The sequence below is a fragment of the Pseudomonas sp. Tn43 genome (assembly GCF_014192635.1).
Taxonomy (GTDB): domain Bacteria; phylum Pseudomonadota; class Gammaproteobacteria; order Pseudomonadales; family Pseudomonadaceae; genus Aquipseudomonas.
On the sequence record NZ_JACHYG010000002.1, the window covers coordinates 834,227 to 849,177 of the forward strand.

Below are 14,951 nucleotides of genomic sequence, written 5' to 3' on the forward strand. Positions count from 1 at the left end.
TTCTGGCTTGTTAATGATTTAATGGATCCATTGACGGTTTGTTAGCGCTCCCGGATCAGTTGCGGCGGGAATCTCTGAAATTCCGCACCATCCGGTCGCCAGGAAATTGAGTGCACGCTAAGATCGCCTGCAAACGCTTCGACGCCATCGAGGCACTTTCACGGGGCTCTGTAGTGAACATCGACACCCGCATCAAATTCCGTCACCTCGTGTGCTTTCTTGAAATGGCTCGTCAGGGCAGCCTGGCGCGGGCGGCGGATACCTTGGCAGTGAGTCAGCCAGCGATGTCGAAGACGCTCAAGGAACTGGAGGAGCTGCTGGCGGCAAGCCTGTTTATACGCAGTAAAAGTGGTGTCAACCTGACCGAAGCCGGGGTTGCCTTTTTGCGTTATGCCGGGCCTTCGGTGCAGGCGCTGCGTGATGGGGTGAATACCTTGCGCGGTGGCGAATACGCGGCGGGCAAGGTTCGACTCGGCGTGTTGTCGACAGTGGAAAGCTTGCTGGTGCCTGAGGTTGTACGGCGCTTGCACGAGCGCCATTCGGCGCTGGTGGTAAGTGTGGTGACCGGGCCAAGCGCCTATTTGTTGTCGCAGTTGCGGGTGGGCGACGTGGACCTGGTGGTCGGTCGTATGACCGATAGCCCGGAGATTCAGGGATTGACCTTCGAGCATCTTTACAGTGAATCCATGACGCTGGTGGTGCGCCCTGATCATCCCTTGCTGGCCGAGCCACTGGAGCGTAGCGCCCTGGAAGATTTCCCGCTGGTGCTGCCACTGGCAGGGACGACGATTCGCAAATATGCCGACAGCCTGTTCGTGCAATGCGGCATCAGCCAGTCGCGGCAGCGTCTGGAAACCTTGTCCGTGGCCCTGAGCCGTCGTTATGTGTTGTCCAGCGAGGCGATCTGGATCGCGCCACTGGATGCAGTGCGCCTGGATCTGGCAAGCGGCGAACTGTTTGAGATCAATCTGGGGCAGCGCGAGCCGGGTGGTTCGGTGGGGATTTCCAGTAACGCCAGCTTGCCCTTGTCACTGGCGGCCCAGTGGTGTGTCGAGGTGCTGCGCGAGGTAGGGCAGGCGTATCGCGAAGGGTTTTATCCATAACCGTTTGGTTATGTATTGAAGGTGACTTTTCAATATTCCCCAGCCTTCTGTTGTTTGAAACTGCGCAGGCAGTGCTCCATAAATCAAACAACAGGAGATCGACATGTCTGATGCAGACAGCAGTCGTTTCGTTATACGTGACCGTAATTGGCACCCCAAAGCCCTGACCCCTGATTACAAAACCTCTGTCGCCCGTTCTCCACGCCAAGCCTTGGTGAGCATTCCCCAGTCGGCCAGCGAAACCAGTGGCCCTGATTTCTCTCACCTGAAGATGGGGCGGTTCGATAACGACTTGCTGCTAAATTTCAACAACGGCGGTTTGCCGGTGGGCGAGCGCATCATCGTTTCCGGCCGGGTCTGTGATCAATATGGCAAGCCAATCCCACATACCCTGGTGGAGATGTGGCAGGCCAACGCCGGTGGTCGCTACCGGCACAAGAATGATCGCTACCTGGCACCACTGGACCCGAATTTCGGCGGTGTCGGCCGGGCTCTGACTGACCGCGATGGCTACTACAGCTTCCGCACCATCAAGCCGGGTCCTTACCCATGGCGTAACGGCCCGAATGAGTGGCGTCCGGCGCACATCCACTTCTCTATCAGTGGGCCATCGATCGCCACGCGCCTGATCACCCAGCTGTATTTCGAAGGCGATCCGCTGATCCCTATGTGCCCGATCGTCAAGTCGATCGCCAATCCAGAGGCGGTACAGAGCCTGATCGCCCGGCTCGACATGGGTAATGCCAATCCGATGGATTGCCTGGCCTATCGCTTCGACATCGTGCTGCGCGGCCAGCGCAAGACCCACTTCGAAAACTGCTGAGGAGTCCGTCCATGCCTATCGAACTGCTACCCGAAACCCCTTCGCAAACAGCCGGCCCTTACGTACATATCGGTCTGGCCCTGGCGGCTGCCGGCAACCCGACACGGCCGGAGGAAATCTGGAATCAGATGGCCCAGCCGGGTGCCGAGGGCGAACAGATTTTGCTGATCGGTCATGTCTATGACGGCAACGGTCACCTGGTGCGAGACTCATTTCTGGAGTTTTGGCAGGCCAATCATGAAGGGGTTTACGACCCGGTCTTCGACTCGGAAAAAACCTTCAACAGCTTTGGCCGAACCGCCACCACCTTCGATGCAGGAGAGTGGACACTCAATACCATCAAGCCTGGCGTGGTGAAGAATGCCGCCGGGGTGCCGATGGCGCCGCACATCAATGTGTCGCTGTTTGCCCGCGGGATCAATATTCACCTGCAAACCCGGCTGTACTTTGCCGATGAGCCACAAGCCAACGCGAAGTGCCCGGTGCTTAATCTGATCGAGCAACCGCAGCGTCGAGAAACGCTGATAGCGCAACGTTGCGAGGTGGATGGCAAGGCGGCTTATCGTTTTGACATACGTATTCAGGGGGAGGGTGAAACGGTGTTCTTCGATTTTTAAATCCGCTTAGTGCCGAGTCAGTGAGTTCAACGAGCCAAGCATGCAGACAACAAAAAGCCGCTGCCACCCTCACAGGGCGGCAGCGGCTTTTCAGGTGTTACGGGGTTACTGGCTATCAGGCAGCGCGTAAGCGATCACATAATCGCCGCGATCGGGCGACTGACGCGCACCACCTGCGGTGATGACAACGTACTGCTTGCCTGTTTTCGGCGACACATACGTCATCGGGCCACCCTGGCTACCCACGGGTAGCCGGGCTTTCCAGGCCTCTTTTCCGTTGGCGGAGTTGAAGGCGCGCAGGTAGTAGTCCTGTGTACCGGCGATGAACACCAGGCCGCCCTGGGTGGAGAGCGTACCACCCAGCGTCGGCATGCCGATCGGCAACGGCAGATGCATCTTGATACCCAATGGGCCAGTATCCTGGACGGTGCCAACCGGCACTTGCCACGCGATTTTCTGGGTTTTCATGTCGATCGCGGTCAGTGTGCCAAAGGGCGGTGCCTGGCAAGGGATACCGGCGACCGACAGGAAGCGGTTCTTGTTCACTGCATACGGGGTGCCTTTGAGCGGTACCGCGCCCATGCCGGTGTTCAGTGCTTCACCACCGGAAGAAGCCTTGGCATCTTTCTTCGCCGCAACCATCTGGATCCACAGGCCCAGACGCATGTCGTTGACGAAGATAAAACCGTGTACCGGGTCAGTCGAGATACCGCCCCAGTTCATCCCTCCCAGCGAACCCGGGAAGCTCAGCGAGATATCGGTGCCTGGTGCGGTGTACAGCCCGTCGTAACGCATTTTCTTGAACGAGATACGGCAGAGCAGTTGATCGAACGGCGTCGCCCCCCACATGTCCGACTCGGTCAGCGTCTGTGCGCCGATCTCTGGCATGCCCACCGATTTCGGCTGAGTCAGCGAGTAAGGTTCGTTCGGGATGTTCGACGTTTTGACCGGAACCTCTTCCACCTTGGTCAGCGGTTTGCCGGTGGCGCGGTCAAGCACGAAGATCTGCCCGGCTTTGGTGCCGATCACGACGGCGGGCACCTTGCTGCCGTCAGCTTTGGTGAAGTCGATCAGGCTTGGCTGCATGGGCAGATCGAAGTCCCACAGGTCGTTGTGGACGGTTTGGTAGACCCACTTTTCTTCGCCAGTGGTTGCGTTCAGTGCAAGGACGGAAGCGCCGTACTTGTGGTTCAGTGCCGTACGTTCCACACCGTAGATGTCGGTGGACGAACTACCCATCGGCAAGAACACGGTGTTCATCGCCGGGTCGTAAGACATCGGTGCCCAACTGTTGGGGGTGCTGCGCACGTACGTGCTGCCGGCAGCCGGAGCTTGCTTGTCTTCGGTGTTGCCCGGGTCGAATGCCCAGCGCATCTCGCCGGTGACGACGTCGAAACCACGGATCACGCCACCTGGCATGTCGGTCTGGACGTTGTCGGCGACACGGCCGCCTACGACTACGGTGGTCCCGGCCATCAGCGGTGCCGACGACAGCTGGTAATAGGAGTCAGGGACGTCGCCGAGACCGGCTTTCAGATCAACCTGGCCATTGTTACCGAAGCCCTGGCAGAACTCCCCTGTGTCGGCGTCCACTGCGATCAGGCGCGCATCGATGGTGTTGGTCAGCAGACGGCGCTGGCAGTTGGCGCCGGCCGGTATCGACACTGGCTTTACAGGTGTGCTGCCGTCAGCAGGCTGGGCGAGCGCGGCGGTAGCGTCGAAGTAGGCGATACCGCGGCAACGTTGCCAAACACGGGTCTTGGCGTTGATCTCATTTTTCCACAGCTGTTTACCGGTGTCGGCATCCAGTGCGATGAGGTTGTTGTGCGGGGTGCAGATGAACACCTTGTCGCCAACCTGCAGCGGAGTCATCTGATCTTCGGCGCCATTGCCGTCGCTGATCGCGATGTCCCCGGTATTGTAGGTCCATGCCGGCACCAGCTTCGAGACGTTGCTACGGTTGATCTGGTCCAGAGCGGCGAAGCGGCCGCCACCTTCGTCGTTACCGTAGTGTTCCCAGTTTTTCTGGGCCTTGGCAGGGTCGACCGTTGTCAGGCCTGGGCCGTCACCGGTCGGCGAGACAGGGGCATGGGGGACGAACATACCGGCTCCACCTGCCACCACGGCGATTGCCAGCACACCGCTCAGAGCGTAGCCACTGCGACCGCTGGCCAGGCTATTGGCCTTGCGCAGGTGGGGGTAGATCAGTGCCACAAACAGGCTCAGCACGCCCAAGGCGAACAAGCGAGAGATCAGTGGCCAGAAGTTCAGTCCGACATCGGCCAGCGCCCAAATCACGGTAAGCACCATCACCGCCGCGAACAGCCAGGCACCCTGCAGACGCTGCTTGAACAGCAGTATGGCAGACACGATCAAACCGAAACCGGCGAGCAGGAAGTACCAGCTACCGCCAAGCGTGGCGAGGTAGCCACCACCTGCTGCGAAGAATAATCCAAATACCAGCACGCCGAAGGCGACGACCCAGATGGGCCAGCGACTGATGGATGCCGAAGGTCGAAACTTAGTCATGTTGCATGATCCTACTGGCGCATGAACGTTTGTGGGGAGGGTTAAGAGTAGTGAAGGCAAGTTTGAAAATAGTTGTTAACTATTTGGTTAATTGCGCAAAGATATCAAAAAAAGCGAGCCCTGCGACAAATTGTCATTTACCGGAAAGGAGAAACACTGTTGCGGCGATGGTAACAATCGAGAGGGATGACTCTAAATATGCGGGGCGAGCTTGCGAAGATTGCCTTCAGCCAGGTGTGATTGGCCTACCGCAACGAGCGATAGGCAATGGGGTCCGTCTGCAGGTCCCGCACCGGGATCTCCCAAATGATTTGCTTGGGTGGCGTTTCTTTGTAGGCCCGGGATGGAAATTACCGACGTCGGTCGGGAAGTGCTGGCCCATGCCACCCGAATCATGGAGGAAATGGAATCGATCAGAAGCTCGGTTGCCGGTGGCCGATCGTCTTTTCGTGGAACGGTGGTCATCGGTACGACGCCGACGGTTGCCGAGATTGTCACCGTACCGTTGGTGCGCAAGATCCGCGAGGCGCATCCCAATCTGGCTGTCCGTTTTTCCTCGGCCTACAGCGGGTATCTGCTGGATTGGGTGCAGCGCGGTGAATTGGAACTGGCCATTTCCTATGATCCGCAACCCCTGCATACGCTCAGGATTGTGCCGGTGATGATGGAAAACCTGCTGCTGGTCGGCCCCGCCAGCGCCAACCTGCGCATCGACACGCCGGTAACCTTTGCCTCCCTGGCCGAGCAGCAACTGGTATTGCCAAGTGCCCGACATGGCCTTCGGGTCATTCTGGATAACTGTGCCAGAGAAGCCGGAATCAAGCTCAAGACCAGCGTTGAAGCCGACTCGTTCGGTGCAATGATCGATCTGGTCCGCAATGGCTTCGGTATGACGGCGTTGCCACTGGCGTCGATTTACGCCCAAGTCGAAGCCGGGGTGCTGTGTGCGGCGCCGCTGATCGATCCGGTGCCCATGCGCAAACTGGTTCAGGTTTTTCCGGCGGACAGGCGCGTCAGCCCGGCTGCTAAATTCGTCGGAGACGCCTTCATCGAAATTGCTGCCGACCTGGTCAATCGCAAGATCTGGGCTGGACACCTGCTTTGAGCCATCGGCCAATCGGTTAGCCCCTGCCCTTAGTTGCGCAACTGCTCACGACTTCTGCTTTTTCTCACCACTGATGACACTGTCTTAAACCATCAAATGCAACAGCATTTTTATATTGGGGATGCTGCAAGTACTGGTCTGGGGAGGTTCGTTCTTCCTGATGGCCATCATGGCCGATCCGATCATGAGAGAGACCGGCCGGGCCAGCCAATGGGTGTATGGCGCGCTGTCGCTTGGCGGCATTGACCAGCCGGCTTATTGCTCGCTATGGCGATCGCCCCATCCTCGCCAGTAGCGGCCTGGGCGTCGCCATCGGGCTGTTTCTGATGGCTAGCTCGACCTCATTGCCGATGTTTCTTTTGTGCAGCCCTCAGGCCTCGACGGCGTTACTCAAGCCTTGCACAAAATCCAGGAAGCCATCCTGCGACCGATTCAGCTCAGCGGACATACACTCCACGTCACCGGCAGCATGGGGTTGGCCACCTATCCCACCGACGGCAGCGATACCGACACGTTGCTCAGCAACGCGGACGCCGCCATGTACCGGGAGATTTTCAGTCAGGTCAATAATCGGCGTAGAGGCAGTTGCCCCTGCGGTGACTCAATAGTACCGTCGCGGGTCGGAATCGATCAGGCTGGCCAGTTTGGTCAAGGCGAAGCGCAGTTCGTCTTGGCTCGTGGGTGACATCAATACCAGCCGCACACAACGGGTAATCCCGGAGCGTTCAGCCTGGAACTGGGTGCCACTGAGTACAAGCACACCATTGGCTCGGGCGAGCATGGTGAACTCGTCACTGGTCCATGGCTCGGGCAGCGTCAACCAGACGTGGTACGAATAGGGTTGGGTCTTGAGCTCGAAATTGGCAAAGATTTCCTGGGCAATCGCTTGCCGCCCGGCGGCTTCGTTGCGCTGGATACGGATCAGTTTTTTGTCCAGGCCTTCGGTGATCACGTTGCTGGCCAGTTGCGCTGTCAACGGCGACGGCATCCAGACGCTGCTGCGCACCATCGAGGTCAGGCGTGACAGCAGTTTCGGCGGGCTATAGATGTAACCGACACGCAGCGCCGGCATGACCGACTTCGACAGGCTGGTCAGGTACACCGAACGGTCTGGTGCAAACGCCGACAGCGGCTTGATCGATGGATCGGTGGCGAGGAAGCCATAAATGTCATCGTCGAGGATGATGAAGTCGAACTCTTCGGCCAATGCCGCGATTTGGGCCCGGCGCTTTTGCGACATGATCGCCGCCGTCGGGTTCTGGCAGGTTGCCACGCACACCAGCATCGCCGGTTTCTCTCGCTCGCACAGTTCGCGCAACGCTTCGGGAATGATCCCTTCGTCGTCCATCGGTACGCCACGCAGGCGGCGCTCAAGGCCATGGGCCAGGGAAATAATGCCGGGGTAGCAAAGTGCTTCGCAGAGCACGAGGTCACCGGCGTTGGTCAGAGCGCTCATCGCGACCATCAAGCCATGCTGGGCCCCGGCGGTGATCACCACTTGCTGCCATTGCGCATCAGGCAACGAATGGCGCAACCACTGCGCGCCCGCTTCGCGATGCGCCGGGTGACCGCCGTCCGGTGCGTAATCCAGGGCTCGGGCAAAATCGGTGCTCTTGGCCATCCCCACCAGGGCGCCGCGCAACCAGTACTCCAGGGTTTCGCTGTAAGGCTTGATGATCGAAAGATCGAGTAACTCGGATTGCCCCAGATTCAGCGGCGCGGCGCTGTTGCTCGCCGGCAGTTCCAGCTGCTTCTGGTTGAGCACATAAGTACCACGCCCCACTTCCCCCCGCACCAGACGACGCCGATGGGCTTCGCTATAAGCCCGGCTGATGGTACCCGGCGTGACATTCAGAGTAGTGGCCAGCTCCCGCAGGGTCGGTAGGCGATCGCCTTCATTCAACACGCCGTTGCTGATATCGCGCGCCAACGCATCGGCAATCGACAAGTACATCGGCTGGCTGAACTCGCTTAGCTGGGGAACCCACATGGATGATTACTGCCCATCGTAGAAATGATGAATATCCGAGCATATCACATGGAGGTTAGGCAACTAATAAATCGACCCAATCGATAAATTGATTCGATTGATTTGGTGATTGAGTCGATTTCCATTGTTCGAAAAAGATATTTTTCACGAAATTAATTTTCTTATAAATCAATTAAATAAACGGACAATCATCGAAAAACAGGCACTGATAGCAAAAAAACATCTCGTAACAACCCTGCCGTCTATTGAATCAACTAAATTCATTCAAATACACTCATATCGAATCGAGTCAATCGACTCAATCCACCCCGGTCACTGCGCGACTCTGCCGCGCCAAGTCGAGACATCATGGACACACTCAGAAAGGATCTATCCCTGTCAGCCGTCATTGCGGGCTTTATTGCCGTAATCATTTCCTACGCCGGCCCCTTGATCATCGTGTTTCAGGCAGCCAAGGAAGCGCACCTGCCCAACGACGTGGTGTCTTCGTGGATCTGGGCCATTTCCATTGGCAGCGGTATTACCGGCCTGTTCCTGAGCTGGCGCCTGCGAGTTCCGGTGATCACCGCGTGGTCGACGCCGGGCGCGGCGTTGCTGGTGTCAATGCTGCCCACTGTTACTCTGCCTCAAGCCATCGGCGCCTATCTGGTGGCATCGGTGATCATTGCCGTAGTCGGTTTGTCCGGGGCGTTCGACAAACTGATGAGTCGCCTGCCCAAAGCCATCGCCGCCGCCATGCTCGCTGGCATTTTGTTCCGCTTCGGTGCCGAGCTGTTCACTTCGATCAAGCTACAACCGGAACTGGTGCTGGCGATGATCGCGGCCTACCTGATCTTCAAACGCTTTTCGCCGCGCTACGCGATTCTGTCGGTACTGATTGTCGGCTGTGCTGTGGCCGCCTCGTTCGGTGAACTGAACAGCAACTCGATCACCATCGCCGTGGCCCATCCGGTCTTCATTACCCCCGAATGGAGCTGGCACGCGATCATCAATATTGGCCTGCCACTGGCATTGGTGACCCTGACCGGCCAGTACGTGCCGGGCATGGCGGTATTGCGCACCTCGGGTTACAACACCCCGGCGCGCTCGATCATTTCGGTCACCGCGATCGGCTCGATCCTGATGGCGCCGTTCGGCTCCCATGGCTTTAACCTGGCAGCTATTACAGCGGCGATCTGCACCGGCCGCGAAGCTCACGAAGACCGCGACAAACGCTACATCGCCGGGATCGCCTGCGGGGTGTTCTACATTCTGATGGGCACTTTCGGCGCGACCCTGGCCTCGGTATTTTCCGCCCTGCCCAAAGAGTTGATTGCCTCCCTTGCCGGCCTGGCCTTGTTCGGTGCAATCAGCGCCGGGCTGACCGGTGCCATGGCGGACGAGAAACAACGGGAAGCGGCATTGATTACCTTCCTGGTGACGGCCTCGGGCATGAGCTTCCTCGGTTTGGCCGCTGCGTTCTGGGGTTTGATCTTCGGCCTTGCGGCGCACTTCGTACTGACCTACACCCGGGAAAGCAAAGCCGCTGCCCTGGCTGAGGGCAGCCGATCATGACTGCTCGTTACGACTTCATTGTGGTGGGTGGCGGCATCGCCGGTGTGTCCGCAGCGTATGAACTGGCGGCCCACGGCAGCGTCTGCCTGCTCGAACAGGAACGGCAACTGGCCTACCACACCACCGGCCGTTCGGCGGCTATCTCGATGGAAAGCTACGGCAATCAGCAGATCCGCTCGCTGACCTGTGCCTCTCGGCAGTTTTTCGAGAACCCGCCCGAGGGCCTGGCGGAGCATCCGCTGTGGGCGCCACGGGGCGCGTTGATCGTGGCCCAGGCCGCGCGGGTGGACAAACTGACGAAGCGCTTTACCGCGGTGCTCGGGCAAGTGCCAACGGCTATGTTTCTCGACGATAAACAGGTGTTGGAACTGGTGCCGTACCTGGCCGAAACTGCCTGGAGCGCCGGGATCTACGAGCCCAGCGCCTTCGATCTTGACGTGCATGGCATTCATGGCGCCTACCTCGGTGGCCTGCGTGCCCGTGGCGGTGTGGTCAAACGAGAGACCGAGGTGCTGCGCGGTGAACACCGCTCCGGGCACTGGACCTTGCATACCCGGAACGATCAGCGACTGGAGGCCGCCATCGTGGTCAACGCCGCTGGTGCCTGGGCCGACGAATTCGCTGAACGCTGCGGTGTGCCCAAGGTCGGCGTGCGACCGTTACGGCGCACGATTCTGGCGGTCGATCCGACGTGCACCACACGCGGTGGCGAGTTCATCTGCGTCAGTGACTCGAGCATCGTCGCCGCCGCATCTCGATTGGCTGCCAGCACCGGCGTGTTTCCCGAAGCCGGTGCCGCCAGTGCCTTCGCAGGCCTGCTCAAGTACGCCGAAGAACACCCCGATACCGCGCAGACCGCCGTGATCCTGATCACCGGCAGCGGTCTGAAAGACACCTCCATTTTTCTATCCGACTCAACCAGAGGCCAGTCGCGGGTGCCGTCGCATCACGTGACTGCACCGCTGGCCGAAGCGCTTACCTAAGGAATCACACCATGAGCCTGCAAAATTTCGACCCCGCCATTGCCCGCCTGATCGACCGCGAACGCAATCGCCAGGAAACACATCTGGAGCTGATCGCTTCAGAAAACTATGTCAGCGAAGAAGTACTCCAGGCCCAGGGGTCGGTGCTCACCAACAAGTACGCCGAAGGCTATCCGGGCAAGCGCTATTACGGCGGTTGCAAGGTGGTCGACGAGATCGAAAACCTGGCCGTCGAACGCGCACGCAAACTGTTCAACTGCGAATACGTTAACGTCCAGCCGCACTCCGGATCTCAGGCCAACCAGGCGGTTTTTCTGGCGGTGCTCGAACCCGGCGACACGATTCTGGGGATGTCCCTGGCCCACGGTGGGCACCTGACTCACGGCTCCTCGGTGAATTTTTCCGGCAAGTTTTACCGGGCGTTTTCCTACGGGCTGGAGAAAGAAACCGAAACCCTCGACTACGCCGAAATGGAAGCGCTGGCCCGGGAACACCGGCCGAAAATGATCATCGCCGGGGCCTCGGCGTATTCCCGGACCATCGACTTCCAGCGATTTCGCAACATCTGCGATGAGATAGGCGCTTACCTGATGGTCGACATGGCGCACTATGCCGGGCTCATCGCGGCGGGCGCGTACCCGTCGCCGGTCGGCATTGCTGACTTCATCACCTCCACCACCCACAAAACATTGCGGGGCCCACGCGGCGGTTTGATCCTGGCCAAGGCGAAATACGCTGCGCTACTCGATAAGACGATTTTCCCGGTGTACCAGGGCGGGCCGCTGATGCACGTCATCGCCGCGAAGGCCGTGGCGTTCAACGAAGCCTTGAGCGATGGGTTCAAGCATTACCAGCAACGGGTGATCAGCAACGCCAGGATCATGGCCGACATTCTCACCCGCCGGGGTTTGCGGGTGGTGTCCGGTGGCACCGATTGCCATATGTTCCTGCTTGATCTGCGTTCGATGAACATCACCGGCAAAGATGCCGAAGCGCTGCTGGAAAGTGCTCATATCACGCTGAACAAAAATGCGATCCCCGACGATCCGCAAAAACCGGCGATCACCAGTGGCATTCGCATCGGCACGTCGGCGTTGACCACCCGTGGTTTCGGTGAAGCGGAATGCGCGGAAGTGGCGAACCTGATCGCCGACCTGCTGGAACAACCGAATAACGCGGCGCTGCTGGATAACATCCGGTGCCGGGTGATGCATTTGTGTGAATGTTTTCCGGTGTATCTGCTGGTTTGATTGCTGGAGGCAATTAATCCGTCTGCTTTTGGCCCGGAGCGTGTAAAAAACGCTCATGGGTGCCTTGATCGCCGCACTACGTCTGGGAGGCCTGAGGGTGTCGACAATGCGCGCGCAGCGTTGGAAATCAGATACTGCGGCATGCTCAGTGTCCTCCCTCGCGGGGATACCTCCAGGCTCAACCCCTCGACGTAGTGCTCCAGATCCCCTTCACAGCGGTTCGACCGAATGCGATTGGCCTACCGCAACGAGCGATAGGCAATAGGGTCGATGTAAGCCGACTGCAGGTCCCGCTCCGGGATCTCCCAGATGATTTGCTTTGGCGGCGTTTCTTTGTAGGCCGGGTTGTTGAGGTAGCTGTTTGCCGCCCCAGAGAACGCTCCGCCGTCTTTGGCAAAGTTACCCACGGGGGCGCCCAGTGCCTGCTGCAGAAACCCTGCGAAGTTGGAGTTGCGCGAGAATGAGGTGCCGATGAGCGCTGTGTTGGGCAGGTCGGCATCGCCAAAGAGGTCGGCCTCAGTATCAGGGCTGTCGGCTGATGCAACGGGAAGTTCGTGGGTGCTGGTATGGGCGACCATTTCGGGTGCGGGTTGCCAGTCGAGCGGCAGCCAGTCGATGCCTGCCAGATGGACCAGATCGCCAGGTCGCACCGCGAGCGGGGCATGACTTTCGTTGAACGACCTGCGTGGCGTTGCGCTGATGCCCAGGGTCTTCAGGCGCTGGGTGATGGCGTCGGCCGCCGCCTTTGCACCGGATTCGCTCCAGTGCGTATCGGTACGCAACCAGGCACTGGCCCCCAGTGGCGTCAGCGCACCGGTGAGGTCCAGATTCGATACGCCAGCCACCTCCAGTTTCGCGATCCAGGCCTGGATGCGCCCTTCGAGAACGGCGGGACGGTGCAGTGCGCAACGCTGCCCGGAAGCGATGCGGCTTTTGTCTGGGACGATGACCACCAGCAGGTTGATGTCGCGTTGGGAGAGCTGCTGCTTCAAATCAATCACCGCCTGGACTTTGGCGTCGGCATTGCGCTGCGCTTGATCATTGACCTTGAGCTCATCGGCCAAAAACAACCAGTCAGGACAACCCGAGCGAACCCTCGGCCCGGTGTCACCGAGGAGCAGCCAACTGGCACCGCGCTCCAGCTCGGCGAAGGTCGTGGGGAGTTGAGCGTTCGACAGTTCCTTGGCGATTCGATGCGTGATATCGCCGTCAAGCATCTGCGGGGGCAGCATGTTATCGGGTAGCGAGATCTGCCCTGAAACGATCAGACGGCCAGAGGACAGCAGCCCCACGAACAGGAATACCAGCAGCGCCACGCCTGCCAACCGACTGCTGCGTATTGCCAGATCATCTGATTGAGTGGGCATAGGTATCTCCACAACATTGAAACACGGTGTAGTGCTGTGCCCGTAGCAGCTGCCGAGCCCGCGAGGCTGCGTTCGACTGCGAAGCGGTCGTTAATTTCTTCCACGCAAACGGTGTGCGCAGGATTTGCGAGGACTTCGACCTCGAACGCAGCCTCGCGGGCTCGGCAGCTGCTACGGGGGCTGGAGTGCGTGTTGGGGGCGTCATCAGAATTGGAAGTACAGGAAGGGGACGGTTTCGCGGCTGGCGATCAGTGCGAACGACAGCATGAAACCGGCGATGGGCCAAAGGGCGGCGGTGAAGAGAAAAAAGCCGCCCAGTTGTTTCTCACAGGAAGGGCGCAGCAGCGGTGCGACGATTCCCATCACACCCAGCAAGCCCGCAAGGCCGTGTACCGGGCGCAGGGTCACGGACAGTTCATCACCGAGGGCGATGCCCTGCAGGCCGAACTGTCCGGCATACAGGTTCAGCGCGCTATGAAAGTCGGGGGCGCGGAACAGCGTCCAGGCCAGGCAGACAAACAGCAGTGTCAGCCCATGGGAAAGCACCGGTGGTACCGGGGGCAGGGTAGAGCGGTTCCAGGCACGATTCACGCACAACGCAATGCCATGGGCGCTGCCCCACAGCAGATAATTCCAGCTATCGCCACCGTGCCAGAGGCCGGCGATGGCCATGATCAGGAACAGGTTGCGATAGGTTTTCCAAATGCCATGGCGATTGCCGCCCAGCGAAATATACAGATAGTCCCGTAACCAACTGGACAGCGACAGGTGCCAACGACGCCAGAAGTCCTGGATGCTGTTAGCCAGATAGGGACGGTCGAAGTTCTCGGGAAAGTGAAAACCCAGCATCAGCCCCAGCCCGATCGCCATGGCACTGTAGCCGGCGAAGTCGAAGAACAGCTGCAGGGAATAGGCAAGGCAGCCAATCCAGGCGTCGGAGAAGCTGGGGTTTGGCAAACTGAACGCCACATCGACCACCGGCGACAGAGTGTCGGCCACCAGCACCTTCATGCTCATCCCGACCATGAACCGGCGTGCGCCCAGTGAAAAATTCTGCAGGTTGAAGTAACGCTGATTCAGCTCACGCCGAACCCAGTCATAGCGAATGATGGGGCCGGCGACCGAGTGGCCGAACATCGAGATATAGGTGGCGTAATCAATGAAGCTGCGTTCCACCAGCACGGTGCGGCGGTTTACATCCACCAGATAGGAAATCGCCTGCAATACGATAAACGATAGCCCGGCCGGCATGATGACCCGCTGCCAGTCCAGCGGCATGGCGCCATGCCAGTTGACGACATCGATCAACGTGCCGGCGACGATGTTGGCGTACTTGTACCAGCACAGCACTGCCGTGTTGAGCACGATCAGCATCACCAGTAGCCGCACGCGGCCCTTGCCTTTTTCCCGCAAGGCGTCAATCAGCAAGCCGCCGGCCCATGCTGTGATCGTCAGCACCACATGCACGGCGAGGAACCGGGGGCTCAACCAGCCATAAAACAGCCAGCTGCCGATCAGTAACGTGGCGTTGCGCCAGGCGGCCGGGCCCACTGCATACGTGCACAAGAACAGCGGCAGGAACAACGTCAGAAACTCGAGAGAGGCAAAAACCATGTTGGTGGCGCGATCC

General features: G+C 59.3%; 10 protein-coding genes and 3 pseudogenes. 9 read left to right on the top strand and 4 right to left on the bottom strand.

The features are described 5' to 3' along the window. Positions 1-173 precede the first annotated feature (173 nt). The 3 genes from pcaQ to pcaG all read left to right on the top strand — a co-directional run bounded on the left by pcaQ (position 174) and on the right by pcaG (position 2,543). Positions 174-1,103: a pca operon transcription factor PcaQ gene (gene pcaQ, locus FHW68_RS08075; protein WP_183679960.1), complete on the top strand. Its 930-nt coding sequence runs from the start codon at positions 174-176 to the stop codon at positions 1,101-1,103. Positions 1,104-1,206: 103 nt separating this feature from the next. Continuing rightward, on the top strand, positions 1,207-1,926 hold the full coding sequence (gene pcaH / locus FHW68_RS08080) for a protocatechuate 3,4-dioxygenase subunit beta (protein ID WP_008073748.1): 720 nt from the start codon (positions 1,207-1,209) through the stop codon (positions 1,924-1,926). Positions 1,927-1,937: 11 nt separating this feature from the next. Then, complete coding sequence (gene pcaG, locus FHW68_RS08085) at positions 1,938-2,543, top strand: protocatechuate 3,4-dioxygenase subunit alpha (RefSeq protein WP_183679801.1); 606 nt, start codon at positions 1,938-1,940, stop codon at positions 2,541-2,543. Between the two features lie 105 nt (positions 2,544-2,648). Here pcaG and FHW68_RS08090 read toward each other — a convergent pair whose 3' ends face one another. Next, positions 2,649-5,072, bottom strand: coding sequence for a glucose/quinate/shikimate family membrane-bound PQQ-dependent dehydrogenase (locus tag FHW68_RS08090; protein WP_183679803.1), 2,424 nt, complete (start codon positions 5,070-5,072; stop codon positions 2,649-2,651). A gap of 340 nt (positions 5,073-5,412) precedes the next feature. Between FHW68_RS08090 and FHW68_RS08095 the strand changes: the two are divergent. From FHW68_RS08095 to FHW68_RS08105, 3 pseudogenes are all read left to right on the top strand, one after another. Continuing rightward, a pseudogene (locus FHW68_RS08095) lies at positions 5,413-6,177 on the top strand (LysR substrate-binding domain-containing protein); the annotation flags it as partial. Between the two features lie 121 nt (positions 6,178-6,298). Beyond that, a pseudogene (locus FHW68_RS08100) lies at positions 6,299-6,539 on the top strand (MFS transporter); the annotation flags it as partial. Beyond that, a pseudogene (locus FHW68_RS08105) lies at positions 6,530-6,721 on the top strand (diguanylate cyclase domain-containing protein); the annotation flags it as partial. The pseudogenes FHW68_RS08100 and FHW68_RS08105, both read left to right, overlap by 10 nt. 57 nt (positions 6,722-6,778) lie before the next feature. On the opposite strand, the gene FHW68_RS08110 reads toward FHW68_RS08105, so the two are convergent. Then, positions 6,779-8,167, bottom strand: coding sequence for a PLP-dependent aminotransferase family protein (locus FHW68_RS08110; RefSeq protein ID WP_183679806.1), 1,389 nt, complete (start codon positions 8,165-8,167; stop codon positions 6,779-6,781). Positions 8,168-8,515: 348 nt separating this feature from the next. On the opposite strand from FHW68_RS08110, the gene FHW68_RS08115 reads away from it, so the two are divergent. Genes FHW68_RS08115 through glyA form a run of 3 tightly spaced genes read left to right on the top strand, consistent with a single transcriptional unit; the run spans position 8,516 to position 11,954 of the window. After that, positions 8,516-9,721: a benzoate/H(+) symporter BenE family transporter gene (locus FHW68_RS08115; RefSeq protein ID WP_095631967.1), complete on the top strand. Its 1,206-nt coding sequence runs from the start codon at positions 8,516-8,518 to the stop codon at positions 9,719-9,721. After that, complete coding sequence (locus tag FHW68_RS08120) at positions 9,718-10,704, top strand: FAD-dependent oxidoreductase (RefSeq protein WP_260296374.1); 987 nt, start codon at positions 9,718-9,720, stop codon at positions 10,702-10,704. The genes FHW68_RS08115 and FHW68_RS08120 overlap by 4 nt, the downstream gene beginning before the upstream one ends. A gap of 11 nt (positions 10,705-10,715) precedes the next feature. Next, a complete protein-coding gene (gene glyA / locus FHW68_RS08125; protein WP_183679808.1) occupies positions 10,716-11,954 on the top strand; it encodes a serine hydroxymethyltransferase in 1,239 nt (412 codons plus the stop codon). A gap of 239 nt (positions 11,955-12,193) precedes the next feature. Here glyA and FHW68_RS08130 read toward each other — a convergent pair whose 3' ends face one another. After that, complete coding sequence (locus tag FHW68_RS08130; RefSeq protein ID WP_183679810.1) at positions 12,194-13,321, bottom strand: alginate O-acetyltransferase AlgX-related protein; 1,128 nt, start codon at positions 13,319-13,321, stop codon at positions 12,194-12,196. A gap of 204 nt (positions 13,322-13,525) precedes the next feature. Further along, positions 13,526-14,935: an MBOAT family protein gene (locus FHW68_RS08135; protein WP_183679812.1), complete on the bottom strand. Its 1,410-nt coding sequence runs from the start codon at positions 14,933-14,935 to the stop codon at positions 13,526-13,528. Positions 14,936-14,951: the final 16 nt, after the last annotated feature.